The sequence below is a fragment of the Microbacterium sp. MYb66 genome (assembly GCF_002979435.1).
Taxonomy (GTDB): domain Bacteria; phylum Actinomycetota; class Actinomycetes; order Actinomycetales; family Microbacteriaceae; genus Microbacterium.
The window spans coordinates 1-24111 of record NZ_PCOV01000011.1 but is presented as its reverse complement, the minus strand read 5'-3'; the positions used below and the strand labels follow the sequence as shown (position 1 = coordinate 24111).

Here is a 24111-nt window from a genome sequence, read left to right as displayed (position 1 = left end):
TTAGGGTGGCGCCATGCAGGATCGCGAGCAGTTCGAGGCCACAGCTGCGGTGCTGCGTGGCGACCGCGAGCTCGGCGACGAACTGCAGGAGCTGGGTCGATGGATCTCCGAGACCTTCGGCACCGAGGTGGTCAACATCATCGTGGACGCCCTCCACGACACGACCCCGCGCGTGAACGTCTGGCTCCGTTCCGCCGCCCAGGCCCGGGCCTTCCGCAACGACGATGACGGCGGAAACTACGACCGGACGAAACAGACCGCCGTCTCACGGCGGTATGCACAGGCGATTCCGACCGGACCCCGATCGAGTTCCGACTCTGAGGCCTTCGTCGTCTTCCGGGCCTTCGAACCGGAAGCTCGCAATCGCGCCATCGACCTGACGCCGGCCGAGCTGGAGACACTGCGAGACGGACTCCGTTCGCCGGCGCTGTGGCGCATCATGGTCGCGTGGGGACGGGTGGTGTTCTTCGTCCACACGGATGCCGAGGCCGCCGCGTTCCGGGAGGGGCCAGAGTTCGACAGATGGACGACCGCGTTCCGCTCCGCCGTCCGGTCCCGCGACGAGTTCGATCTGGTGCCGCGCCTGCCGCCGGTGTTCGAACTCGACAGCAAGGAGCGGTTCGACCGCGACTTCCGGAGCAGCAGCTATTACTACTTCCTCTAGGTGCCGACATCCTCTCCTTCATCCGGTGGGACACTGGAGGCATGGCCCTTCACATCACCGGAGACACCGCCGCCGACGAGCTGCTGACCGACAATCCTCTTGCCCTCCTGGTGGGGATGCTGCTGGATCAGCAGGTTCCGATGGAGACCGCGTTCGCGGGTCCGCTCAAGATCGAGCAGCGCACCGGCGCATCGGATGCGGCCGCGATCGCCGGCATGGCTCCCGACGAGTTCCTCGAGGCTTTCCGGCAGACGCCCGCCGTCCATCGGTTCCCAGGGTCCATGGCGACGCGCGTGCAGACGCTCTGCCAGACGCTGGTCGACGACTGGGGCGGTGACGCCGCAGCCCTGTGGACCGAGGGCGAACCCTCCGGGGCCGACGTACTGAAGCGACTGAAGGCTCTTCCCGGATTCGGCGAGCAGAAGGCGAAGATCTTCCTCGCCCTCCTCGGCAAGCAGTACGGCTTCACGGGCGAGGGCTGGCGCGAGGCTTCCGCTCCCTACGGTGACGAGGGCTCCTACCGCAGCGTGGCCGACATCGTCTCGCCCGACTCGCTCGTGAAGGTCCGCGAGCACAAGAAGGCCATGAAGGCCGCGGCCAAGGAGAAGAAGTGAAGCCGACCGGCGACGACGTCGCGGGACTCATCGCCCGCTCCTCCCCCGCCGTGCGCCGCCGCGATGCCGAGACGCTGACCGCGCTCATGCAGGAGATCACCGGACGCGAACCGCAGACGTGGGGCACGATCATCGGGTTCGGCTCCTGCCACTACCGCTATCCGACCGGAACCGAGGGCGACAGCGGGCTGCTCGGCTTCGCCCCGCGCAAGGCGGCGACGACGATCTACCTGTTCGACGGGGTCGGCGCACATGCCGAGGCCCTGGCGGAGCTCGGACCGCACACCACGGGCGTCGGATGCCTGTACATCAAAGACCTCGAGCAGATCGACCTCGATGTGCTGCGCGGGATCCTGGAACGCTCACTCGCCTGGGTCGAGGCCGGCGGCACTCCCGAGGTGCAGCTGACCGTCACCGGCTGAGGAGCCTCCGACCCGGCCGCGGCGCTTCTCAGCGCAGGACCTCGACCAGCGCGACCCACGACACCACGACGGCCGAGAGGATCGCGAGCAGGCACCCGGCGGCAGCGGCGTAGAACCCGGCCGGGTGGCCGAGCCAGACCAGCGCGCCCGCGACGAGGTACGCGAGGATCGGCAGGAACCCGATCAGGTACTTGAGCGGACGAGCGCGATCCTCGGGGTTGGGGTCGGTCGCGATGAGACGCGTCGCATGCACCTGGAACACCGACGCCAGCAGTGCGACCACGACGGTCACCGCGCCGAACCATGCCTCGTCGATGCCGGGCACGAGTCCGAGCGCGGACACGGCCAGCGCGAGGAGCAGCGCGGCGATGCCGGCGAGCAGCCGCGCGGTGAGCGTCCGCGACTTCACGATCTCGGAGATGTTCACGCTCGCCGCCACGATCACGAGTCCGGCGAGAGCAGCGGTCGCGCCCGCCATCGCGACATTGAACTCGCTCCACCCCTCGACCATGCCGACATGCTATCCCTCGACCCGCCGACCCGCCCCTCTCGCGCCGAGAGGGGTGGGTCGGTGACTCGTGCGATCAGGCGAAGAACGTGCGGATGTCGGCGGCGAGCACCTCGGGGCGCTCCAGGGCGGCGAAGTGGCCTCCCTCATCGAAACGGCTCCAGTGCACGATGTTCGAGTTGTCGCGCTCGGCGAAGACCCGGATCGTCTGGAAGTCGTCCGCGAACACGGCGACCCCGGTCCGCGCGGCATTGACCGGTGGCGCAGCCTCCCCGTCCGCGGCATCCGCCCTGGCATTCTCCAGGTAGCTGCGGCTCATCCCGGAGGCGGCGTTGGCGAACCAGTTCACGCTGACCTCGAGCAGGATCGACTCCAGCGGCACGAGCGAGGTGCCGTTGCCGAAGGAGTTGAACAGCTCGCTGTACGCCAGCAGCCCGACCGGGGAGTCGCTGATCCCCACCGACACGGTCTGCGGACGGGACGAGTTCATCGCGTTGTATCCGCCGACCGACTGGAACCACTGCATGTGTTCGAGACCCGCATAGTCCGCCGGCTCCAGCTTCTCGAACTCCGCCGGGTCTCCCGAGGGAAAGGAGAACAGCTGCAGCACGTGGAGTCCGAGGAAGCCTTCGGGCTCGAGCAGCCCCAACTCACGGGCGACCATCGCGCCGTTGTCGGAGCCGTGGATGCCGTAGCTGTCGTACCCGAGGCCGCGCATGAGGCGGTCGTAGGCGCCGGCCACGCGAGCCGTCGTCCACCCCGCGGAGGAGAGCGGCTGCGAGAAGCCGTAGCCCGGTGCATCCGGGATCACCACGTCGAAGGCGTCTTCGGCGCGCCCCCCGTGCGCCACCGGGTCGACGAGCTGGTCGATCAGGTCGAGGTAGTCGACGGACGACCCGGGATACGTGTGCGCGAGCAGCAGCGGCGTCGCGTCTTCGTGCGCCGACCGCACATGGAGGAAGTGGATGGTCTGGCCGTCGACCTCGGTCGTGAAGTGCGGAACGGCGTTGATCCGCTCCTGGGCGGCCGCCCAGTCGAAGTCGCGCCAGGCCGCGACAGCCTCGCGAAGGTACGAGTTGGGGGTGCCGGCATCCCAGTCATCCGTGGGCGACGGCTGCGGAAGGCGGGTGCGGGCGAGACGATCGTGGAGATCGGCGACCTCGGCTGCGGAGACCGAGACGGTGAAAGGGCGGAAGGCGAGCGTCGTGTTTTCCATATCTCGAAGGTAGAAGCGCATTAGGTTGGATGTGTTCCTAATGGATGAATGACTTTCGAGGAGTTCCGATGGCTGATCCCACCGCACGACTGCTCGCGCTGCTGGCTCTGCTGCAGACCGGCCCGGAACGCTCGGGCAGCGAACTCGCGTCGCGGCTCGGCGTCTCGTCGCGCACCGTCCGGCACGACGTCAAGCGCCTGCGCGACCTCGGCTACCCGGTCGACGCCACGCGAGGATCCGTCGGTGGATACCGTCTCGGAGCCGGCGGAAAGCTGCCCCCGCTGCTGCTCGACGACGAGGAGGCCGTGGCCGTCACCGTCGGGCTGCGCGCCGCGGCCGGTATCGCGGGAATCGCGGAGTCCGGCGCGAGAGCCTTGGCGAAGCTGGAGCAGGTGCTGCCGTCGCATCTGCGCCCGACGGTCGATGCGCTCCGCTCGAGCGTCGACCGCGCTCCGGAGAACAACGACACCGATGCCCCCGACCCCGAGGTCGACGCCGCCGCGCTGCAGGCCATCGCGAACGCGATCCGCAACGAGGAATGGCTGCGCTTCGACTACGAGGGCGCGCCCGTGCTGGTGGAGCCGTACCGACTGCTCACCTGGGTGCGGCGGTGGCATCTCGTGGCGCGAGACCCGCAGAGCGGGGAATGGAGCACGTATCGGGTCGACTGGATGGCGCTGCGGATGCCGACGCGTCGACGCTTCGATCCGCAGCCGCTGCCGGGCGGCGACTACACGGCCTTCGCGATGCGGACGATCGCGGTGAGCGGATGGGCCGTGCACGCCCGGCTGCGGATCGACGCCCCCGCCGCGGCCGTGCTCGACCGGATCCACGCCGCGGTCGGCGTGGTCGAACCGGTCGACGACGAGCACTGCATCCTCGTCACCGGCGCCGACAGTCTCGACACCGTCGCCGCCTACATCGGGATGCTGATGATGGACTTCACGGTCGAGAGCCCGCCCGAGCTGATCCCGCGGCTGCAGCTGCTCTCGGAGCGCTACGCGCGTGCCGTGGCCGGGAGCGCGTGATCGGGTTACAAACTCGCAGGAGGACAGTGCATCCATCCGATCACACGCATCGCTGCTGACAGCAACGCTCTGCAGTAATGCCACATCCCTTTGGCCCCTGCGGCGCATCAGCGCACCAGCACAAAAAGACCCTTCACGCTTCGTTGAGGAAGTTCAACACTGCCTCAGGGAGCCCCCGTCCACTTTGGATGAGAGCGAGCTGAGTTCGACCCTCAGAAGTGATCTCTACAAGATCCGTGCGCCCCAACGGAGTCGCGATCAAGCCTGTCGTTTCCAGGTGCCTGACAAAGGCCCGGGCATACTTAGTGTCGGCCGCTGCGGCTCCGCGCTGCTCAAGCCCGCGTCGCTGACGAAGGCCGCCCTCAAGGATCTTGCTCGAGATCTTTTCCACGATTGAGAACTTCGGATGGTGCATCCATACGAAGTACGGTTCGATCTCGTCGGTGCGCGCCCCCAAGTACGCCAAGAGCCCGATAGCGGACTTCCCTTCCACTCGTCGGATGCCATCACGAGTGTCCACAAGAAGCGAGAGGTCACTGTTCACGCCGAGGAAGCTCGCTCCATCGAGCATCGCTCTTGAGATGCTGACATCAACGAGGACCGCTTCGTCGAACGTCACCCCCGTTAGTTCAGCGTCATCAAAGACAACAGCCTCGAGCAATGACCCACTGAAGTCGGCCCCGCCAAGGTGCGCCGCCTGGAGTGTGACATCAAGCAGCACGCAGTTACGGAAGTTGCCCGACGGGAAGGAGCTTGGCCGCTCCGCCGTGGACAGTGCAATCGATGCCAACTGCACACCCTGTACCCGCACAGGGGAACCAGCGATGCTCGACAGCCGCGACTCCGACCCAGATTGAGTCGGCAGAACATCCCAAACGAGGCTTACATAGGTACCAACCGCGGGGTTGGACGCGATGTCCGCCCATGCCGCAGACAAACTTCGCAGAAGAACATCACTACTGACATCGCTAGATGCTGCAAAAGCGCGCATTGCATCGGAGACAGGAGGTGTCGAAACTAGTGCATTTCCCTTCTTAAGATCATCAATCAGAGATTCCGCCACCAAGAACTCTTTGAGCGAGTTATGAGAGAACCTCCAACCGAGGCCGCTGCGGTCTTCGCTCCTAGTGAGCGTTCCCGACCGTCGAAGATCTTCAAACAGGCCGTCCACCTCAACGACCCGCGCGTTTCCCGTGTACTTCTTGACTTGGCGCGCAAAAACCGTCTCGACCAAATCTCGAAAACTCTCCTCATCGACCTCTCTTCGCCCATTGGTTGCCATGTGCACTGCCAATCTCTGAAGAAATTGACGCCGCTCATCCATCCCGACTCGAGTCGTCTGCTCGAGGTCCCGCAAACCTAGTTTGTCGACGATCAGAGTGTAAACATCCCACTCCGTCAACCTCACAACATCGCTGTCGTGGAGGCTCGTAGCGACCTCAATCAAGTAGCTGATAATCACAGGCTTCCCGGAAAGTGCAATCTCGGCGCCTTCGCCCGTCGATCGGAAGACGCGATCGAGAACCTTTTTGACAATATTGGCAGCGTCGACCTTTTCCCGCAGAATGCTATCAACTAGTGCTCTTGACTGGTCCGGAGACAGATCCTGAAGTGCTCGCTCGAAGCGATCAAGTATGCTCCGTTGTATCAATGAGTCAATCTCATTCTCGCGTTCGGCGATCTCATCCCTTGCCTCGGCGGCGTACTTAGATCGGATCGATATTTCCCGGTACAGATGGTCAAAGAGGGACAACTCTTCCGACTCGGAGAAATAGTTCGGCCGACTCGTGAGGATGCCTCGCACCCCATCACTGGACAGCTCGGCAAGAGCCCTCAGTGTGCTCCGACGTTCACGCTGCGAAAGATATTGCGCCATCTCGTCATAGCCGTCTAGGATCAGCACCACTCGTCCGGCCCGTATCAAAGACCAAAAGAACTCAATAGGAACGTGCCCCAGTCCATTATGATCCAGGAAATGGTGGAGAAGGCCCTGCGCGTCTAGTTGCTTGGTGAAGTCGCCCAGCTCAATCCGGACTGGAATGGGAGCTACAGGATTCTCTCGATATTTACGAAGCCACCCATGCTGGAGCATTTTGGTGAGCGCGGATTTTCCCGTCCCATATTCACCGACGATGAGTAGCCACGAGTTTTCAGCACTTGAATCGGATACCCATTCGTTCATCCAATCTAAAGCATCGTGCTCGCCATGAGAATCCGAGAACGTAGGGCGTTCATATACGTCTACAAGTTCGCGAATTTCATTTGCACGAGATGATTCACCAAGATACATCTCCACATATGGCTGAAACTTCTCAAATCTCTCGAACAGCTCGTCATACGTTAGTGTCTGAATGCGTGCTTCAGCCGCTCGCTCACGTACATCAGCCGTAAAACCGGTCGAACTGACGATGAGACACGTTGCGCCTGGATCCTTCACATGAATCATCGCCAGCTTCGTAAGATCTTTACCATATTTCGCCGTGTTGACGTACTCGACAGTGACTTCGATGTAGACCTTCGGAGCGAACGGATTCCCGACTGGTGTTGCGACGAGATCGATCTCCGCGCCGTGGATCTTAATCGGTCCCTCAACAGAGTGATGGTTGAGCTCGAACACCTTCGCCACAGCTGAGGGCAACGAAGTCGGCGTAAATTGATCCATGCACGGATTCTGTCATGCGGGTCGCGGTCGCGAAAGCGTACGACGGCTTTCGTGAAAGCCGCAAGGCCGGGCCGCTGTGTCGCCACCCGTTCAAGCGACTGAGCGTGGGTCGCCGCCAACCTGATTGGTGTCCACCCGCGGACTGGATAGCGATCAATCTAACGGGACGACCTCTCGATGCAGTCCGCACGTCCCAGCGGCCGCGTCCGACACACGAATCACTCACCCTCGGCAGCGTTCTCCGGCAGTTTCCGCTCGTGAACCCGTTGCCATAGCTGAGGCCGACGGGGGCCGGATGCCGCGTGCTCAGGCGCCGCGCAGGCGCTCCGCGAGGTAGGCGTGCAGGCCGTCGATCGAGACGCGCTCCTGCGCCATGGTGTCGCGGTCGCGCACCGTGACGGCACGGTCGTCGAGCGAGTCGAAGTCGACCGTGACGCAGAAGGGGGTGCCGATCTCGTCCTGGCGGCGGTAGCGGCGACCGATCGCACCCGCGTCGTCGAAGTCGACGGCCCAGGAGCTGCGGAGCGTGTCTGCGACCTCGCGCGCGAGCGGCGACAGCTTCTCGTTGCGACTCAGCGGCAGCACCGCGGCCTTGACCGGGGCGAGGCGCGGGTCGAGCTTGAGCACCGTGCGCACGTCGGTGCCGCCCTTGGCGTTCGGAACCTCTTCCTCGCGGTAGGCGTCGACGAGGAACGCCATCATGGCACGGGTGAGACCGAACGAGGGCTCGATCACGTACGGGGTGTACCGCTCGCCCGTGGCCTGGTCGAAGTACGTCAGGCTCTGGCCGGACGCCTCGCTGTGGCTGGAGAGGTCGTAGTCGGTGCGGTTGGCGACGCCCATCAGCTCGCCCCACTCCTTGCCCGCGAAGCCGAACTTGTACTCGACGTCGATCGTGCCGGCCGAGTAGTGCGCGCGGTCGTCTTCCGGCACGTCGAACTGACGCATGTTCTCCGGGTCGATGCCGAGATCGATGAACCAGTTCCAGCAGGCCTCGACCCAGTGCTCGAACCACTCCTGCGCCTCCGCCGGCGGCGTGAAGAACTCGATCTCCATCTGCTCGAACTCGCGGGTGCGGAAGATGAAGTTGCCGGGCGTGATCTCGTTGCGGAACGCCTTGCCGACCTGGCCGATGCCGAACGGCGGCTTCTTGCGGCTCGCGGTGAGCACGTTCGAGAAGTTCACGAAGATGCCCTGCGCCGTCTCGGGGCGGAGGAAGTAGAGGCCCGACTCGTCGTCCACGACGCCGAGGTAGGTCTTGACCAGACCGGAGAAGGCCTTCGGCTCGGTGTACTGGCCCTTGGTGCCGCAGTTGGGGCAGGGGATGTCGGCGAGGCCGTTCTCGGCCTTGCGGCCCTTGCGCGCCTCGAAGTCCTCGATGAGGTTGTCGGCACGGAAGCGCTTGTGGCACTGCAGGCACTCGACCAGCGGGTCGGTGAAGGTGGCGACGTGACCCGAGGCCTCCCACACGCGCTTGGGAAGGATGATGCTGGAGTCGAGGCCGACCATGTCGCCACGGCCGCGCACGAACGTCTGCCACCACTGCCGGCGGATGTTCTCCTTGAGCTCCGTACCGAGGGGCCCGTAGTCCCAGGCCGACCGAGAACCGCCGTAGATCTCACCCGCTTGGAACACGAACCCGCGGTGGCGGGCGAGGGCGATGACCTTGTCGAGGCGGGACTGTTCGGCCATGGTGGCTCCAATGGTCGGATGCGGGAGGAACCCGTGAACACGGGCACCTCATTCTATCCGTCGTCCCGCGCGCGGCCTGGCCCCTGAGCCCGCCGCGGAGTACGGTCCTGGCATGAGCACTCCTGCGCGCACCCGGCGGACTCGCAACGAAGACACCCGCTTCTTCGGACAACCCTGGGCTCTCGTGCACATCTTCGGCGTGGAGATGTGGGAGCGCTTCAGCTTCTACGGCATGCAGGGCATCCTGCTCATCTATCTGTACTTCGAGGTGACCGAGGGCGGCCTCGGCATCCCCAAGGCCGTCGCGGGCGGCATCGTGGGCGCGTACGGAGGGTCGGTCTACCTGTCCACGATTCTCGGGGCCTGGCTCGCCGACCGCCTGTTCGGCGCGGAGCGCGTGCTGTTCGTCAGCGCGATGGTGATCGTGGCGGGACACCTCGCCCTCGCCCTGCTCCCCGGCGCGGTCGGCGTCGGCGTCGGCCTCGTGCTCGTGGCACTGGGGTCCGGCGGTCTCAAGGCGAACGCCACATCAGTCGTCGGCAGCCTCTACAGCGCCGACGACCCGCGCCGGGACGCCGGCTTCTCGCTCTTCTACCTCGGCATCAACCTCGGCGCGTTCCTGGGGCCGATCCTCACCGGCATCCTGCAGTCCTCGCTCGGCTTCCACTACGGCTTCGGCCTCGCGGCCATCGGGATGACGCTGGGACTCATCCAGTACTCGTTCGGCCGCAAAGCGCTGCCCGCCTCGGCGCGGGAGGTCCCGAACCCGCTTCCCCAGTCCCGCTATCTGCTGGTCGGGCTCATCGCCGGCGGCGCGATCGCGCTCATCGCCGTCCTGGTGCTCACCGGCGTGATCAGGCCCGACAACCTGGCCGCCCTGGTGATCGGCGTCACGATCGTCGCCGCGGTCGCCTATTTCTCGGTGATCCTCGGCAGCCGCCGCATCGACGCCACCGAACGCTCCCGGGTGTGGGCCTTCCTGCCGCTCTTCATCACCAGCGTCGCGTTCTGGTCGCTGTATCAGCAGCAGTTCACGGTGCTGACGATCTACTCCGACCAGCGCCTGGACCGGAACCTGTTCGGCTGGGAGATGCCGGTGTCGTGGGTGCAGTCGATCAACCCGGTCTTCATCATCATCCTGTCCGGTGTCTTCGCCGCGATCTGGACCAAGCTCGGAACGCGGCAGCCCTCGACACCGGTGAAGTTCGCGCTCGCGGCGATCATCATGGGATCGGCGTTCCTGCTCTTCCTCCCGTTCGCCGGCGGCGGGAAGAACTCCACGCCGCTGCTCGCGATCGTCGGGATCCTCTTCGTGTTCACGGTGGCGGAGCTGCTCATCTCACCGGTCGGCCTGTCGGCTGCCACCAAGCTCGCGCCGACCGTCTTCCGCACCCAGATGGTCGCGCTGTTCTTCCTGTCGATCGCGCTCGGCACCGCGATCTCGGGTGAGCTCGTGCGGTTCTACGACCCGACCGACGAGGTGCCCTTCTTCTCGATCCTCGGTGGGATCGCCATCGTCGTCGGCATCGGACTGCTGCTGAGCGTCAAGCCCGTGCTGAAGCTCATGCGCGGGGTGCGCTGAGCACCCCCGCGCCGTTTTCTCACGCGGTGAAGAGGTAGCCGCGCGCGTTGTCGTAGCCGGCGATGGTCAGACCGCTGCCGAGCAGGCCCTCCATCTGCGCCCGCAGCCGGAGTCGCCATTCATGGGCGGCCTCCGGGTCGGAGACGCGCAGCGCCTCGATGTCGGCCGGGATCTCCAGGGTCTCCACGACCGCGTCGTCGGCCGGGGGCTTCGCGATGTCGGCGAGCGCCCACTCGACGTCGAGCCGGTCGCTCTCGTCGCCCGCGTCGCCGCCGCCGAAGATGCCGTAGCGGTTCACCGAGTAGCCGGTCGCCCTGGCACCGAGAACCGAGAAGAAGAAGTGCGCGTTACGGGCCACGAGCGGATCGAACACCCACGTGATGCGGCCGACGTCGCGCGAGAACGCCCACTGGCGCTGGTGCTCCTTGAGCTCGCGGCCCCAGCCGCGCCCGCGGTACTCGGGCAGCAGCGCGGTGATGTGCGAGTGCATCGCACGCCGGGCGGGTTCGCCGAAGAAGGCGATGGAGGCGCCGACCATGCGCTCCTCGTCGCCCTCGCCGTCGAAGAAGCCGACGACGTAGTTGCCCGACTGCTGCAGGGCGCGCAGGGTGCCGGCATCCACCACGCGCTGCGGACCCCGGATGGAGTCGAGCAGGCCCTGCGCGTCGAGGATGAGTTCAACGGTGTCGAGATCGCGGATGGTTCGCACGGGACCAGTCTGCCCCTCCTCGGCCCGTTCGAGGAATTCGGAACCGCGATCAGACCATCCGCAGCGCGTCGCGATCCAGCGCGGAGACGGCGGTCAGCCCCGCGAGGCCGAGAGTGATGTCGAGTTCGGCGAGCACGTTCCGTACCACCTCGCGCACCCCTGCCTCCCCGGCGATGCCGAGTCCGTAGGCGTAGGGCCTGCCGAGCGCGACGACGGTCGCACCGAGCGCGAGGGCGATCACGGCATCCGCCCCGCCGCGCACCCCGGAGTCGAAGACGATGGGCACCCGCCCCGCGACGCGCTCGGCGATCTCGGGCAGCACGTCGAGCGTCGGCACCGACTGGTCGATCTGACGGCCGCCGTGGTTCGAGATCCAGATGCCGTCCATCCCCGCATCCAGCGCGGCCTGCGCGTCGTCGGGGTGCACGATCCCCTTCAGGATGATCGGCAGGGTGGTCCATTCCCGCGCCTTCGCCAGGTCGCCCCAGGTGAGCGCCGGGGTGGAGAACACGTCGAGGAAGGTCTCGACCGCGGCACGGGGCAACGGCGAGCGCAGGTTGTCGCGCAGGGAGCCGCCGCCGGTGAGCGGCGCTCCCTTCCGGGCGATCGTGAGGGCGGCGGCGACCGCCTTCGGGGTGACCTTGACCCCGGGCGCCTCGCCTTTCGGCGCAGCCGCGCGCTCCCTCACCAGTTGCTGGAAGACCGGGTCGCTCGTGTACTGCGCGATGCCCATCCCGCGGGTGAACGGCAGGTAGGCGAGATCGAGGTCTCGCGTGCGCCAGCCGAGCAGGTGCGTGTCGAGCGTGATGACGATCGCCTCGCATCCGGATGCCTCGGCGCGGGCGAGCAGCGAGCGGTTGAGGTCGTCCGACGCCGACCAGTAGAGCTGGAACAGCCGGGAGCCGTGCGGCGCGGCATCCGCCACCTGCTCCATCGCGAACGACGCCTGGTTCGACAGCGTGTAGGGAACGCCGACGGATGCCGCCGCGCGGGCCACCGCGAGGTCGGCATCGCCGTGCGCCATCTCCATCACCCCGAGGGGCGCGAGCAGCAGCGGAGTGGGACGCCTCTTCCCGAGGAAGTCCACGCCGAGGTCGCGCTCGGCCACATCGCGCAGCGGCCGCGGCCACACCTGCCAGCGATCGAACGCCCGGCGGTTGGCCGTCATGGTCCGCTCGGAACCCGCACCGCCGGCGATGTAGGCGAATGCCTCGGCGCTCAGCGCCTTGCGAGCGGCCGCCTTCAGGGCTGCGGGGTCGATCGGCACCGCGGGCTTCGTGCCGCTGATGCCGGCGCGATAGATGTCGGACTGGGTGCGCCGGGAGATGCCGCGACCGGCGGCGGGATCGTCCGGAGCGACGCTGCTCGTGACCATGTGCACATGCTAGCCATGCCCGATCGGCCCCGCATCGTCCGATCGCCGATAGCCTGAGCCGGTGGGTGCGAGCGACGACAGAGCGAGGAAGCGTCTCTCCCGTACCCCGCCGAAGTGGGCGATCGTCGCGGTCCTCGCCTTCGCCGGACTCTGCTCGTCGTTCATGTTCACGCTCGTCGTGCCGCTGCAGGCCGAGCTGCCGCAGCTGCTGAACGCGTCGCGCGAGGACACCACCTGGGTCGTCACGATCACGCTGCTGGTCGCCGCGGTCGCCACGCCGATCTCCGGCCGACTGGGCGACATGTACGGCAAACGCCGCGTCGTGATCGTGCTGCTGATCCTCCTGGTCATCGGATCGCTGATCGCCGCGCTCTCGGGCTCGATCGTCGGCGTCATCATCGGGCGCGCGCTGCAGGGCGCGGTGACCGGCGTCGTCCCGCTCGGCATCGCCATCATGCGCGACGTCCTGCCGACCGAGCGTCTCGGCACCGCGGTGGCCCTCATGAGCGCGACCATGGGAGTCGGCGGCGCGATCGGGATGCCGGTCGCCGCGCTCCTCGCCGAGAACGCCGACTGGCACATGCTGTTCTGGCTCGCGGCCGCACTCGGCGTCGTCGGGCTGCTGCTCGTGCTGGCCGTGATCCCCGAGGACGTGCTGCGCTCCCCCGGCCGCCTCGACGTGATCGGCGCCATCGGACTCGCCGTCGGCCTCACCGGCATCCTGCTCTTCGTCTCGCGCGGTGCCGAGTGGGGCTGGACCGCTCCGCTCACGCTCATCTGCATCATCGGCGGCGTCGCGGTGCTGCTGGTGTGGGGCTGGTACCAGCTGCGCACGAAGGACCCGCTCCTCGACCTGCGAGTCGCCGCCCGGCCCGCCGTGCTCTTCACGAACATCGCCGCGATCGGCATGGGCTTCGCCCTGTTCGCCTCGAACGTGACCTTCCCGCAGCTTCTCGAGATGCCGGCGAGCTCCGGCTCCGGCTTCGGTCTCGACATGGTCGGCGCCTCCCTGGTGATCATGCCGGCGGGCCTGGTGATGATGGTCATCTCGCCGCTGTCCGGCTGGCTGGAGCGCACGGTCGGTCCGCGTCCGCTGTTCACCGTCGGCGCCACGGCGATCGTGCTCGCCTACGTCTTCGTGCTGCTCTGGTCGAGCGAGGTGTGGCACATCTTCGTCGCGAACATCCTGATCGGCGTCGGGATCGGATTCACGTTCGCCGCCATGCCGATGATCATCATGCGCTCCGTCCCGGCGAACGAGACCGGCGCCTCCAACGGGCTGAACGCCCTGTTCCGCTCGGTCGGCACCTCCAGCGCCTCGGCGGTGATGGGCGGCATCCTCGCCGCGATGAGCGTCGACGTCGACGGGGTCGCCGTGCCGACGAGGGAAGCCTTCGACGTCTGCTTCTGGCTGGCGATCGCCGCCGGGATCGTCGCCGTCGTGCTGTCGCTGTTCATCCCGAAGCAGCGCAGCACCGAGCAGCATCCGTCGCTGCCCGGCTGAGGTCCGCGCGCCGTCAGCGGGAGATCGTGCGCGGGTCCGGGTCACCGTCTCGCGGCGGGCGAAGCCGGTCCGGGATCGGCCACGCGAGGGTGAACTGCGCAGTCGCCGGACGGGTCATATCGCCGAAGTCGTCGATCTTCACGACGATCCGACCGGGCACGCCCTCCTCGTCCGGCGTCACCTCGAGGATGCGCACCCGCAGCGGACGGTCCGCTTCCCCCTCGAGCATCCACGGATCGGCGAGCCACGCGATGCCGTGCTCCTCCAGCGCGGTCTCGGCATCGAGCCACTCGGTCGGGACGGATGCCGGTCGCCCGAGCACGTCCACGGCGACCCAGTCGTCTCCCTCGGGATGGATCCACCCGAGCAGCTCGCCGTCGTCGCGGCGGTGCGGGGTCCAGTCAGGTCGGGGCATCCTCCGATGCTAACGACACGGAACCGCTCTCAGTGCGTGTACTCCATGAGCTCGACGCCGAGCACCCGGAAGGCGTCGTGCGCACGCAGCCGGTGCGTGATGGAGAGGTCGTCGAAGCAGACGATGAGCGAGTAGGCGACACCGGCACGGGGTCCGGCCAGCACTCCCGCCTCGGCACGGACACCACGATCGCGGCCGGTCTTGTTCACGAACAGCAGACCGTGCGCGTCGTGATCGTGCGAGAACGGGTCGAGCCCGGTGGATGCCGCGACCAGGCTCAGGTCCTGGTTCAGGCTCAGCCACTCCGACACCTGCGCGCTGACCGCGGCGTCGACGACCTGCGAGTTCACCAGGGCCGAGAAGAGACCTGCGAGCTCCCGAGCGGATCCCACGGCGACCTGAGGAGCGTCGTCCGGTCCGCGGCGGTCGCGGAAGCGGTCGAGCAGCGCCGTGCGCCGAAGTCCCAACGACTCGATGCGCTCGCGCACCCGGTCGTGTCCGACCTTCTGCAGCAGGGCGTTCACCGCGATCGGATCGCCCGCGGTCGCCGCCATCACCGCGAGATCCTCCAAGGGCAGAGCCGGCGCGTGCAGATGCCGCCACAGGCCGGAGGTCTCCACGGCCTCGACGCTGTCCCGTTCGATGATCTCGAACGGATCGAGCGCCCCGCTCTGGAAACCGGCAGCCACCTCGATCAGCAGCGGGACGACGCCGAGACCCGCGACCGGCATCGTGACGTGGTCGTCGCCGGCCAGCACGTGCACGTGGTTGTCGAGGTCGACGACGTGCACCGAGACCTGAGCACCGGAATCGACCAGCCCCTCGAGGGAACGCAGCGTGGCCGTGAAGGAACGGCGCCCGAGAGCAGCACGGCGCGGAAGCCTGCGGCTGGTGCGCTGGGAGCGGCGCCCCGCGTCGGGAGGATCCTGGGCACCGCCGAGGGACTCGGGGGCCGAGTTGCGGAACCCTTCACCAGGCTCGAGAGCGCCCACACGTGATCCTTACGAGGGGGATTTGCGGGATACCGCGGGGAAGCGCTCCCCAGCGGCAGGGCTATCGTAACCCCACCGCCGGGGGATGCCTCACAGAGTCGGACGATTGGTCACCAGATGGTCACCCGGGACGCCTCGGGGAGCCACAGCGCGTCGGACTCGGCCACGTCGAAGGCCCGATAGAAGGCGTCGATGTTGCGGACGATCTGGTTGCACCGGAACTCGTTCGGCGAGTGCGGATCGATCGTCAGCAGCCGCAGCGTCTCGGCGTCGCGGCTCTTCTGCTGCCACACCTGCGCCCACGACAGCAGCAGGCGCTGCACGCCCGTGTAGCCGTCGATGACCGGAGCCTCCTCGCCGCCGAGCGACAGCTCGTAGGCCTTGAGCGCGATGCCGAGGCCGCCGAGGTCGCCGATGTTCTCGCCGATCGTGAGGGCTCCGTTGACGTGGTGCTCGGCGTCGAGCCCTTCGGGGACCAGCGCGTCGTACTGCGCGATGAGGGCCTTGGTGCGCTCCTCGAACGCCGAGCGGTCGGCATCGGTCCACCAGTCCTCGAGTCGCCCGTCGCCGTCGTAGCGGCTGCCCTGATCGTCGAAGCCGTGACCGATCTCATGGCCGATGACCGCGCCGATGCCGCCGTAGTTCGCGGCGGCATCTCGTCCGGCGTCGAAGAACGGGTACTGCAGGATCGCCGCGGGGAAGACGATCTCGTTCATCGACGGGTTGTAGTACGCGTTGACCATCTGCGGCGGCATGTGCCACTCGAGGCGGTCGATGGGCTTGCCGACCTTGTCGACGTTGCGGTCGTGCTCGAAGATCGATGCGCGCCGCACGTTGCCGAACAGGTCGGCGCGGTCGATCTCGAGACTCGAGTAGTCGCGCCACACCTCGGGGTGTCCGATCTTCGGCGTGAAGGAGTCGAGCTTGGCGAGCGCGCGCTCACGGGTCTCGGCCGTCATCCACTCGAGATCGGTGATGCTCTGCCGATACGCCTCGATGAGGTTCTCGACCAGCTCGTCCATCGCGGCCTTCGCCGTCGGCGGGTAGTGCCGCTCGACGTAGACCTTCCCGATGGCTTCGCCGAGGGCGCCCTCGGTGAGCGAGACGCCACGCTTCCAGCGCTCGCGGAGAGTGGGCACACCGGTGAGCTCGGTGCCGTAGAACGAGAAGTTCTCCTGCACCAGATCGTCGGTCAGGTACGGGGCGGCGGCGTGCACGGCCTTGGCCCGCAGCCACGCCTTCCAGTCGTCCAGATGCTCGGGAGTCAGCAGAGAGCCGAGGCCCTCGAAGAAGCTCGGCTGCGAGACGACGACCTCGTCGAAGGCAGCGGGATTCGACGGCGAGACTGCCTCGCGCCACGGGGTGAGGTCGACGCCGGCGAGCGCCTGCAGCTCGTCCCACGTCTTGAGGTTGTAGGTCGCCACCGCGTCGCGGCTGCGCACGTTGTCCCAGTGGTGACCGGCGAGCTCCGTCTCGAGCGTGATCGCGCGGTCGGCGTTCTTTGCGGCATCCGCGACGCCGGCGAGGCCGAGCAGCCGCTCGAGGTGCGCGCGGTAGGCGGCCCTGGTGTCGGCGAACGTGTCGAGGCGGAAGTAGCTCTCGTCCGGGAGCGACAGACCGGCCTGCACGAGCACCGGCAGGTAGCGCTCGGGGTTGCCGGGGTCGCCGTCGACGTAGAGGCCGATCACGGCCGCGCGACCGTCACGGTCGTAGGCGCCGACGGTGCGCAGGAACGTCGGGATGTCGGCGATCGCGTCGATCTCGGCGAGGGTCTCGGCCAGCGGAGCGACTCCGGCGGCATCGATGCGCTCGGTGTCCATGAAGCTCGCGAACAGGTCGCCGATCTTGCGGGCGAGCGTGCCCTCCTCGGCATCCTGCGATTCCTCGATGATCGTGCGGACGTCTTTCTCGGCCTGCTCGGCGAGCAGGTGGAACGAGCCCCAGCGCGCCTTGTCGCCCGGGATCTCGGTGCGGGCGAGCCAGGCGCCGTTGACGTGCCGATAGAGGTCGTCCTGCGGGCGGATGTCGGAGCTGAACTCATCAAGGGCGAGGCCCACGGGAAGAACGTCAGTCATGCGCCCCAGCCTATGGCCCGCCTCCCCCACGGTGTCGAGAAGAGGTCACACGGCGACGGCACGGGGCTCAGCGCGTGCGGCGCCCGAAGCGCCGCCGACGCGGCTGCTCCGGAACGGATGCCGCGGGCCGAGCCGCGCGGCGCTCCGCCCACGCCACGACCTCGGCGTCGACGTCGCGCGGCTCGGTCACCACGGGAGGCCCACCCTGGAGCTGGCGTCGCGCCTCGCGCACACGACGATTGAAGTCATCGACCACATCCCGCACGTCCGACTCCCGGCCGAGCAGGTCGAGCTGGTCGTTCAGCTCCCGGTCCTCGGTGCGCAGCAGGATGGCGGGCGGGCCGAGTCCGGTGAGGTTCTCGGTCTCGATCTTGCGGCGTATCCACCAGTCCGGGTCGTGGTGGCTGCCGAGTCCCTCGAGCGGCTTGCCCGCGCCGGGCAGATCGTCGAACTCGCCGCGACGGATCGCCACCTGGATCGCGGTCTCGATGAACGCGGCTCGATCGACCGCCGCGGCGATCCCGGGCGGCGTGCCCGACTCGGCGTCGGCGTCTGCGTTCCGGTCCTGCTGCTGCGCGGCACGGTACCGGGCCGCCGCTTCCCTGGGGTCGGTCATGATGCACCTCCGTGGCATCGAGCTCCCTTCCACCCTACGACCGGGACCCGTCCCGCGGCCGACCCCGCCCGGCTCCGGGACCCGTCAGGCGGGCGGCTGAGGTCCGCGTCAGGTCATAGGCTCGGAGGATGATCGCGCGCGCCTCCCTCAATCGAGAGATCCTGCGCCTCGCCGTCCCCGCACTCGGCGCGCTGATCGCGGAACCCGCATTCCTGATCGTGGATGCGGCACTGGTCGGGCACCTCGGCACGACGCCGCTCGCCGGGCTCGGCATCGCCGGAGCCGTGCTGCAGACCATCGTCGGGCTCATGGTCTTCCTCGCCTACTCGACCACCCCGGCCGTCGCCCGTCGTTTCGGTGCGGGGCAGCCGGGTGAGGCCGTGTCGGTCGGCGTCAACGGCATGTGGCTCGCGCTCGGCCTCGGCGCCGTGCTCGCCGTGGTCGGCGCGGTCTCCTCCCCGTGGCTCGTGTCGCTGTTCGGCGCAGGGGAGGCCGTCGCGGCGCAGGCCAACGAATACCTCGTCATCTCGATGTGGGGTCTGCCGGCCATGCTCATCGTGTTCGCCGCGACCGGCCTGCTGCGCGGGATGCAGGACACCATGACTCCGCTGTGGATCGCGGGGCTCGGCTTCGGCGTCAACGCCCTGCTGAACTGGCTGTTCATCTACGGATTCGGCTGGGGCATCGCCGGCTCTGCCGCAGGCACCGTGACCGCGCAGTGGGGCATGGTCGCCGCCTACGTGCTGGTCGTCCGCCGCCTCGCCACCCGCCACAGCGCCTCGCTCCGCGCCCAGCGCGCCGGCATCCGCAGCACGGCGACGTCGGGAGGGTGGCTGTTCCTGCGCACCGTCAGCCTGCGCGTGGCCCTGCTCGCGACCGTGGGCGTCGCGACCGGGGTCGGCACCGAGGAGCTGGCCGGCTGGCAGATCGTGTTCACAATCTTCTCGGCCGCGGCCTTCGCGCTCGATGCGCTCGCGATCGCCGCGCAGGCGCTCATCGGCAAGGAGCTCGGCGCCGGAGACGAGCAGCAGGTGCATCGCGTGCTGGGCCGCACCGTCGCCTGGGGCGCGTGGTTCGGCGTGATCGTCGGCGGTCTGATCGCCGCGCTGTCCGGGGTGCTCGGCATCGTCTTCACGGGCGACCCCGAGATCGCCGCGCTCGTGCAGCCGGCGCTGCTGGTGCTCGCGGTCGCGCAGCCGATCGCCGGCGTCGTGTTCGTCCTCGACGGGGTACTCATGGGCGCGAACGATGCCCGGTACCTCGCGATCGCCGGAGGCCTGAACCTGGTGCCGTTCCTGCCGGCACTGTGGATCATCGCCGCGACCGGAGTCGACGGCGCCGCCGGCCTCATCTGGCTCGCGGTCGCGTTCTTCGGCGTGTATCTGCTCGCCCGGCTCGCCACCCTGGGGTGGCGCGTGCGCTCGGGTCGATGGCTCGCCGCCACCGTCTGACTCTGCACGGAAACCGGCTCGAAGGGCTTATCCCCACCCTCCGGAATCGGCTCGGGGCACGGGCGCATCGATCACCTGGATAGCGATGTCAACGCGATCCACCGCCACCTCTTCGGCATCGACCGCGGCTGACCGCGCTGTTCATCCCCGCCGCGGAACGCGGGCTCAGGCGATCTCGAGTTCCGCGATCACGATCTTCTTCATGTGCATCAGCGCCTGGATCTGCTCCGGCCGCTGCTGCAGCAGGTCGAGGCCGGCGGGGACCACCTGCCAGCTGACGCCGAACCGGTCCTTGCACCACCCGCAGGCCTCCGACTCCGGAACCGCGGAGAGAGCCTGCCAGTAGTGGTCGATCTCGTCCTGGTCGGCGCACTCGATCACGAAGGAGATCGCCTCGTTGAAGGTGAACTCAGGTCCTCCGTCGATGCAGCCGAAGCGTGTGCCGTTCAGGGTGAACTCGCCGTTGATGACCTTCCCGGACATCCCCTCGAAGTGCTCGCTGAGGTTCTCATCCGGGTACAGGGTCACCCGGTCGATCGACGAGTTCGGAAACACCGAGACGTAGTACTCCATCGCCTCCTGCGCCCTGTCGACGAACCACAGATAGGGACGGATGGGCGTGACGACCGCCATGTCGACCTCCTCGATCGGCACTCACGCTACGCCCGCGGATGTCGCCTGTCGAGGGGTTCCGGTGAGCCCTCAGCCGGCGTATCTCCGGCACCACTCGTACATGATCACCGCGGCCGCGGCGCTGGCGTTGATCGAGCGGGTCGAGCCGTACTGCGTGATCTCGATGTGGGCGGATGCCGCGGCGAGCGCTTCGGCGGAGAGCCCCGGTCCTTCCTGGCCGAAGAGCAGCACGCACCGCTGCGGGAGCTCGGCGCGATCGACGGGCACAGCGCCGTCGACGTTGTCGACCGCGATGATCGGGAGCCCCTCGGCAGCAGCCCAGGCGGCGAAGGTCTCGACGTCTTCGTGGTGCACGACGTGCTGGTACCGGTCGGTGACCATGGCCCCGCGCTTGTTCCACCGGCGCCGCCCGATGATGTGCACGGTGTCGGCGAGGAAGGCGTTGGCGCTGCGCACGATCGACCCGATGTTCATGTCGTGCTGCCAGTTCTCGATCGCGACGTGGAACGGATGCCGCTGCGTGTCGAGGTCGGCGACGATCGCCTCCATCCGCCAGTAGCGATAGCGGTCGATCACGTTGCGGGTGTCGCCGGCCGCGAGGAGCTCGGGGTCGTACTGCTCCCCGTCGGGCCACGCCTCCTCCCCGCCGGGCCAGGGACCGACGCCGTACCCGGGCTGAGCGATCGACCCCGTGCGCACCGCGTCCGCCGGACCGTCGGGGTTCGTGCTGTTCGGCGCGGCGTCATCCATCCCGCCAGGCTATCGTCGCGGCAGGGCACGAAGATATTTAGGTCCACCGAAAAATACGCTACGGTTTCGGTGTGCCTAAAAATACCTCGCTCCCGCTGCCGACCCTGACCGCCCCTCCGGCGAGTGCACCTCGCAGCCTCTGGCTGCTCGGACCCGCCCTCGTCGCGGGCGTCGCGTACCTCGACCCGGGCAACGTCGCGAGCAACATGACCGCCGGAGCGCAGTACGGCTACCTGCTGGTGTGGGTCGTGCTGGCGGGAAACGTGATGGCGTGGCTGATCCAGTACCTCTCGGCCAAGCTGGGCGTCGTCACGGGGCAGAGCCTCCCCGAGGTGCTGGGCACGCGTCTGCGCCGCCCGTGGGCACGACGCGCGTACTGGCTGCAGGCCGAGCTCGTCGCGATGGCGACCGACCTCGCCGAGGTCATCGGCGGCGCGGTCGCGCTGAACCTGCTGTTCGACGTGCCGCTGCTCCTGGGCGGACTGATCACCGGCGCGGTCTCGATGATCCTGCTCACGGTGCAGAACCGCGGCGGTGCGCGCCCGTTCGAGTTCGTGATCATCGGACTGATGGCGATCATCACGATCGGGTTCGTCGCGGGCGTCTTCGTCGCGCCGCCGGACCCGGCGGGCGTGCTCGGCGGAATGGTGCCGCGCTTCGAGGGCACCGGCTCCGTGCTGCTGGCAGCATCCATCCTCGGCGCGACGATCATGCCGCATGCGATCTACGCGCACTCCTCCCTCGCCCGCGACCGCTTCGGCGCCACGACCGCCCACGCCGGCGACGAGGCCGTGCGCACCGAGACCTCGCGCATCCGCCGCCTGCTCACCGCCACCCGCTGGGACGTCTCGATCGCGATGGTGATCGCCGGCTCCGTCAACCTCTGCATCCTGCTGCTCGCCGCCGCGAACCTCGCGGGCGTCGAAGGCACCGACTCGCTGGAAGGCGCGCACGCCGCGCTCTCCGCGGGACTCGGCCCGGTCGTCGCGACGCTCTTCGCCGTCGGGCTGCTCGCCTCGGGACTGGCATCGACGTCGGTGGGCGCCTATGCCGGAGCAGAGATCATGCACGGTCTGCTGCATGTGCGCATCCCGCTCCTCGCGCGCCGGTTGGTGACGCTCATCCCCGCACTCCTGATCCTCGGGATCGGCATCGACCCGACCCTCGCGCTGGTGCTCAGCCAGGTGGTGCTCTCGTTCGGCATCCCCTTCGCGCTGATCCCGCTGGTCGTGCTCACCGCCCAGCGGCGGACCCTCGGCGCCTGGGTGAACCGGCGGTGGACGACGGCGGCCGGCATCCTGGCATCCGTCCTGCTGATCGCGCTCAACGGGGCGCTGCTCTGGCTGGTGCTGACCGGTGCCTGAGCCCGGATAGGCTCGACAGCATGTCTGCCGAGAACGCCCGCCGCAACGTCCGCATCCTCACCTGGATCGGCATCGCGACGGGCGTGATCGGCGGTCTGCTGATCGCGTTCCCGAAGGTCATCGGCGTCGGCAGCCCGTGGGTGCAACTCGCGCTCGGCGTCGCCACCCTCGTGCTGGCCTTCCGCGCGCGGAAGATCGGGATCGCCGAGATCGAGGGGTTCGACGGCCGACTCTCGCTGGCCGCCGCCCTCCTCGGATTCCTCGTCCTGTTCTTCGCGGGTCAGGCCGCGTTCATCATCCTGACCACCCTGGGCTGACCCGCGCCGTCTGCGCGGGTCCGCCCCGGCTACGCCGTGACGAAGCCGGTCACCAGGTAGAGCACGAACGACAGTCCGGCGGCGATGCCGGCGTACGGCAGGATCGCGAGCATGAGGTTGATCGGCTTGATGCCGATCGACCGCGACGCGAGGATGATCCCGTCGCCGTAGAGGCAGGTCGTGCTGCCGAGCGCTGCGCCCGAGAACACGGCGGCACCGGCGAGGATCGGGTCGGCACCGAGCGCGAGCGCCAGCGGGAGCACGACCGGGGTGATCACCGCAGCCAGATCCCAGAAGGAGCCGGTGGCGTACGCGTAGATGCCGCACACCGCGAACACGATCGCCGGGAGCAGCGCCGGGGTGAGCACGGGCTCGGTGACCTGGATCACGAACTCCGCGAGCTGCAGGGTGATGTTCATCTCCTGCACCATGAACGCCAGCACCGTGAGGATCATCACGAACAGCATGCTCTCGATGCCTTCGAGCGCAGCATCCAGCACCCCGCGGATGCGGAGCCGACGCTGCACGAGCACGATCACGATCGTCACAGCGAGAGACGCCGCGGTGCCGGCGACGACGTTGGCGTTCGTCGCGATCGTCACGCCGACGAGCACGGCCATCGCGATCAGGAAGCCCCAGGGCTGCGGCTTCCGCCCGGTGTCCGTCGGGGTCGCGAGCGCGGTGGCGACCCGCTGCGCGGTCGACCCGTCGGGGTCGTCGGCCTCGAGCTCGGCCAGCAGCGCCGCACCCTCGGCTCGCCGCTCGTCGTCGGTGGTGCCGAGCGGGAAGACGTCGCCGTCCCGCTCCGCGCGGATCGCGTCGCGCTTGATCACGCCGAGCTTCGGCAGCCAGCCGATGCTCATCAGGAGCGCGACCGCGAGAGCCGCCCACCCGAAGAAGATGAACGGGATCGCCTGCAGGTAGGCGCCGAAGCCGGTGCCGCCGACCGTGACGCCCTGCGCCTCGAACAGTCCGGAGAAGAACAGCGCCCAGGTCGACACCGGGATGAGGACGGCGATCGGCGCGGCCGTCATCTTCATGATCGCGCCGAGCTGCGTACGCGGCACCCGGTAGCGGTCGGTGACCTGCTTCATCGAGGTGCCGGTGGTGAGCACGTTCAGATAGTCGTCGACGAACAGCACGACCGAAAGCAGGAAGGTCAGCACCATCGACTTGCGGCGGGAGGTGACGAACCGCTCGGCCCAGTTCGCGAAGTCGGTGACGATGCCCGACTTCTCGAACAGCATCATCAGCATGCCGAACAGCGCGACGATCAGCAGCAGCCACTGCGCCGTCTCGTTGGACAGCGCCTTGCCGGTGTACTCGACCCAGACGTCGAAGCCGCCCCAGCCGCCGAGGATCAGTGCACCGGCGACGGTGCCGCAGAACAGGGCGAAGAGCGTGCGTCGGGTGGCGACCGCGACGATCAGGATCACCACGATGGGGAGGAGCGCGAGAGCGCCGAAATCTGGCATGGAGGTCACCTCAGTGTGAAGGGGGCGAAGGAGAAGGGGGAGGGAGG

General features: G+C 67.8%; 22 protein-coding genes. 9 read left to right on the top strand and 13 right to left on the bottom strand.

Annotation, left to right across the window (positions count from 1 at the left end; translation table 11 throughout):
* The first annotated feature begins 13 nt into the window (after positions 1 to 13).
* From CQ045_RS16700 to CQ045_RS16690, 3 genes are read left to right on the top strand one after another with little or no spacing between them, the layout of a single operon-like run.
* The gene (locus tag CQ045_RS16700; RefSeq protein WP_105725773.1) at positions 14 to 664 is read left to right on the top strand and encodes a hypothetical protein; all 651 of its coding nucleotides are present in this window, start codon (positions 14 to 16) and stop codon (positions 662 to 664) included.
* Between the two features lie 41 nt (positions 665 to 705).
* Positions 706 to 1278, top strand: coding sequence for an HhH-GPD-type base excision DNA repair protein (locus CQ045_RS16695; RefSeq protein ID WP_105725771.1), 573 nt, complete (start codon positions 706 to 708; stop codon positions 1276 to 1278).
* Entirely contained in the window at positions 1275 to 1700 is a 426-nt protein-coding gene (locus CQ045_RS16690) for a DUF1801 domain-containing protein (RefSeq protein ID WP_105725769.1), read from the top strand. The genes CQ045_RS16695 and CQ045_RS16690 overlap by 4 nt, the downstream gene beginning before the upstream one ends.
* A gap of 28 nt (positions 1701 to 1728) precedes the next feature.
* Here the strand turns inward: CQ045_RS16690 and CQ045_RS16685 are convergent, their stop codons facing one another.
* Together CQ045_RS16685 and CQ045_RS16680 are read right to left on the bottom strand one after the other, a co-directional pair.
* On the bottom strand, positions 1729 to 2211 hold the full coding sequence (locus CQ045_RS16685; protein ID WP_105725767.1) for a hypothetical protein: 483 nt from the start codon (positions 2209 to 2211) through the stop codon (positions 1729 to 1731).
* Positions 2212 to 2284: 73 nt separating this feature from the next.
* Entirely contained in the window at positions 2285 to 3424 is a 1140-nt protein-coding gene (locus CQ045_RS16680) for an epoxide hydrolase family protein (protein WP_105725765.1), read from the bottom strand.
* A 68-nt stretch (positions 3425 to 3492) separates the two neighbouring features.
* Between CQ045_RS16680 and CQ045_RS16675 the strand changes: the two genes are divergently transcribed.
* The gene (locus tag CQ045_RS16675) at positions 3493 to 4452 is read left to right on the top strand and encodes a YafY family protein (protein WP_105725763.1); all 960 of its coding nucleotides are present in this window, start codon (positions 3493 to 3495) and stop codon (positions 4450 to 4452) included.
* 133 nt (positions 4453 to 4585) lie between these two features.
* Here CQ045_RS16675 and CQ045_RS16670 read toward each other — a convergent pair whose 3' ends face one another.
* Entirely contained in the window at positions 4586 to 7114 is a 2529-nt protein-coding gene (locus tag CQ045_RS16670) for an NACHT domain-containing NTPase (RefSeq protein ID WP_105725761.1), read from the bottom strand.
* A 306-nt stretch (positions 7115 to 7420) separates the two neighbouring features.
* Positions 7421 to 8806, bottom strand: coding sequence for a glycine--tRNA ligase (locus tag CQ045_RS16665; protein WP_105725759.1), 1386 nt, complete (start codon positions 8804 to 8806; stop codon positions 7421 to 7423).
* 112 nt (positions 8807 to 8918) lie between these two features.
* Between CQ045_RS16665 and CQ045_RS16660 the strand changes: the two genes are divergently transcribed.
* The gene (locus CQ045_RS16660) at positions 8919 to 10388 is read left to right on the top strand and encodes a peptide MFS transporter (protein ID WP_105725757.1); all 1470 of its coding nucleotides are present in this window, start codon (positions 8919 to 8921) and stop codon (positions 10386 to 10388) included.
* Between the two features lie 19 nt (positions 10389 to 10407).
* Here the strand turns inward: CQ045_RS16660 and CQ045_RS16655 are convergent, their stop codons facing one another.
* The gene (locus CQ045_RS16655) at positions 10408 to 11097 is read right to left on the bottom strand and encodes a GNAT family N-acetyltransferase (RefSeq protein WP_105725755.1); all 690 of its coding nucleotides are present in this window, start codon (positions 11095 to 11097) and stop codon (positions 10408 to 10410) included.
* 49 nt (positions 11098 to 11146) lie between these two features.
* Positions 11147 to 12472 (bottom strand): alpha-hydroxy-acid oxidizing protein, encoded by a 1326-nt coding sequence (locus CQ045_RS16650; protein WP_105725753.1) that lies wholly within the window; start codon positions 12470 to 12472, stop codon positions 11147 to 11149.
* 61 nt (positions 12473 to 12533) lie between these two features.
* Here CQ045_RS16650 and CQ045_RS16645 point away from each other — a divergent pair, with 61 nt between their 5' ends.
* Positions 12534 to 13976, top strand: coding sequence for an MFS transporter (locus CQ045_RS16645; protein WP_105725751.1), 1443 nt, complete (start codon positions 12534 to 12536; stop codon positions 13974 to 13976).
* Positions 13977 to 13989: 13 nt separating this feature from the next.
* Here the strand turns inward: CQ045_RS16645 and CQ045_RS16640 are convergent, their stop codons facing one another.
* The 4 genes from CQ045_RS16640 to CQ045_RS16625 all read right to left on the bottom strand — a co-directional run bounded on the left by CQ045_RS16640 (position 13990) and on the right by CQ045_RS16625 (position 18074).
* On the bottom strand, positions 13990 to 14391 hold the full coding sequence (locus CQ045_RS16640; protein ID WP_105725749.1) for a hypothetical protein: 402 nt from the start codon (positions 14389 to 14391) through the stop codon (positions 13990 to 13992).
* A gap of 29 nt (positions 14392 to 14420) precedes the next feature.
* On the bottom strand, positions 14421 to 15383 hold the full coding sequence (locus CQ045_RS16635; protein ID WP_105725747.1) for a serine hydrolase: 963 nt from the start codon (positions 15381 to 15383) through the stop codon (positions 14421 to 14423).
* Positions 15384 to 15493: 110 nt separating this feature from the next.
* Entirely contained in the window at positions 15494 to 17458 is a 1965-nt protein-coding gene (locus CQ045_RS16630; protein ID WP_105725745.1) for a M13 family metallopeptidase, read from the bottom strand.
* A 67-nt stretch (positions 17459 to 17525) separates the two neighbouring features.
* The gene (locus tag CQ045_RS16625) at positions 17526 to 18074 is read right to left on the bottom strand and encodes a DUF1992 domain-containing protein (RefSeq protein WP_181156619.1); all 549 of its coding nucleotides are present in this window, start codon (positions 18072 to 18074) and stop codon (positions 17526 to 17528) included.
* A gap of 128 nt (positions 18075 to 18202) precedes the next feature.
* Between CQ045_RS16625 and CQ045_RS16620 the strand changes: the two genes are divergently transcribed.
* The gene (locus CQ045_RS16620) at positions 18203 to 19525 is read left to right on the top strand and encodes an MATE family efflux transporter (RefSeq protein ID WP_181156618.1); all 1323 of its coding nucleotides are present in this window, start codon (positions 18203 to 18205) and stop codon (positions 19523 to 19525) included.
* A 165-nt stretch (positions 19526 to 19690) separates the two neighbouring features.
* Here the strand turns inward: CQ045_RS16620 and CQ045_RS16615 are convergent, their stop codons facing one another.
* On the bottom strand, positions 19691 to 20158 hold the full coding sequence (locus CQ045_RS16615; RefSeq protein WP_105725905.1) for a VOC family protein: 468 nt from the start codon (positions 20156 to 20158) through the stop codon (positions 19691 to 19693).
* Between the two features lie 69 nt (positions 20159 to 20227).
* On the bottom strand, positions 20228 to 20908 hold the full coding sequence (locus CQ045_RS16610) for a TrmH family RNA methyltransferase (RefSeq protein ID WP_258131120.1): 681 nt from the start codon (positions 20906 to 20908) through the stop codon (positions 20228 to 20230).
* Between the two features lie 71 nt (positions 20909 to 20979).
* Here CQ045_RS16610 and CQ045_RS16605 point away from each other — a divergent pair, with 71 nt between their 5' ends.
* Both CQ045_RS16605 and CQ045_RS16600 read left to right on the top strand, forming a co-directional pair.
* A complete protein-coding gene (locus tag CQ045_RS16605; RefSeq protein WP_374955033.1) occupies positions 20980 to 22272 on the top strand; it encodes an Nramp family divalent metal transporter in 1293 nt (430 codons plus the stop codon).
* Positions 22273 to 22292: 20 nt separating this feature from the next.
* Positions 22293 to 22589 (top strand): hypothetical protein, encoded by a 297-nt coding sequence (locus CQ045_RS16600; protein ID WP_105725741.1) that lies wholly within the window; start codon positions 22293 to 22295, stop codon positions 22587 to 22589.
* 29 nt (positions 22590 to 22618) lie between these two features.
* Here the strand turns inward: CQ045_RS16600 and CQ045_RS16595 are convergent, their stop codons facing one another.
* Positions 22619 to 24064: a Na+/H+ antiporter NhaC family protein gene (locus tag CQ045_RS16595; protein WP_105725899.1), complete on the bottom strand. Its 1446-nt coding sequence runs from the start codon at positions 24062 to 24064 to the stop codon at positions 22619 to 22621.
* Between the last annotated feature and the right edge of the window lie 47 nt (positions 24065 to 24111).

Bases quoted from the DNA above. Each gene is read 5' to 3' on its own strand.
- CQ045_RS16700 (WP_105725773.1), top strand. From the start codon at position 14: ATGCAGGATCGCGAGCAGTTCGAGGCCACAGCTGCGGTGCTGCGTGGC.
- CQ045_RS16695 (WP_105725771.1), top strand. From the start codon at position 706: ATGGCCCTTCACATCACCGGAGACACCGCCGCCGACGAGCTGCTGACC.
- CQ045_RS16685 (WP_105725767.1), bottom strand. From the start codon at position 2,211: ATGGTCGAGGGGTGGAGCGAGTTCAATGTCGCGATGGCGGGCGCGACC.
- CQ045_RS16680 (WP_105725765.1), bottom strand. From the start codon at position 3,424: ATGGAAAACACGACGCTCGCCTTCCGCCCTTTCACCGTCTCGGTCTCC.
- CQ045_RS16675 (WP_105725763.1), top strand. From the start codon at position 3,493: ATGGCTGATCCCACCGCACGACTGCTCGCGCTGCTGGCTCTGCTGCAG.
- CQ045_RS16670 (WP_105725761.1), bottom strand. From the start codon at position 7,114: ATGGATCAATTTACGCCGACTTCGTTGCCCTCAGCTGTGGCGAAGGTG.
- CQ045_RS16665 (WP_105725759.1), bottom strand. From the start codon at position 8,806: ATGGCCGAACAGTCCCGCCTCGACAAGGTCATCGCCCTCGCCCGCCAC.
- CQ045_RS16660 (WP_105725757.1), top strand. From the start codon at position 8,919: ATGAGCACTCCTGCGCGCACCCGGCGGACTCGCAACGAAGACACCCGC.
- CQ045_RS16650 (WP_105725753.1), bottom strand. From the start codon at position 12,472: ATGGTCACGAGCAGCGTCGCTCCGGACGATCCCGCCGCCGGTCGCGGC.
- CQ045_RS16640 (WP_105725749.1), bottom strand. From the start codon at position 14,391: ATGCCCCGACCTGACTGGACCCCGCACCGCCGCGACGACGGCGAGCTG.
- CQ045_RS16630 (WP_105725745.1), bottom strand. From the start codon at position 17,458: ATGACTGACGTTCTTCCCGTGGGCCTCGCCCTTGATGAGTTCAGCTCC.
- CQ045_RS16625 (WP_181156619.1), bottom strand. From the start codon at position 18,074: ATGACCGACCCCAGGGAAGCGGCGGCCCGGTACCGTGCCGCGCAGCAG.
- CQ045_RS16620 (WP_181156618.1), top strand. From the start codon at position 18,203: ATGATCGCGCGCGCCTCCCTCAATCGAGAGATCCTGCGCCTCGCCGTC.
- CQ045_RS16615 (WP_105725905.1), bottom strand. From the start codon at position 20,158: ATGGCGGTCGTCACGCCCATCCGTCCCTATCTGTGGTTCGTCGACAGG.
- CQ045_RS16610 (WP_258131120.1), bottom strand. From the start codon at position 20,908: ATGGATGACGCCGCGCCGAACAGCACGAACCCCGACGGTCCGGCGGAC.
- CQ045_RS16600 (WP_105725741.1), top strand. From the start codon at position 22,293: ATGTCTGCCGAGAACGCCCGCCGCAACGTCCGCATCCTCACCTGGATC.
- CQ045_RS16595 (WP_105725899.1), bottom strand. From the start codon at position 24,064: ATGCCAGATTTCGGCGCTCTCGCGCTCCTCCCCATCGTGGTGATCCTG.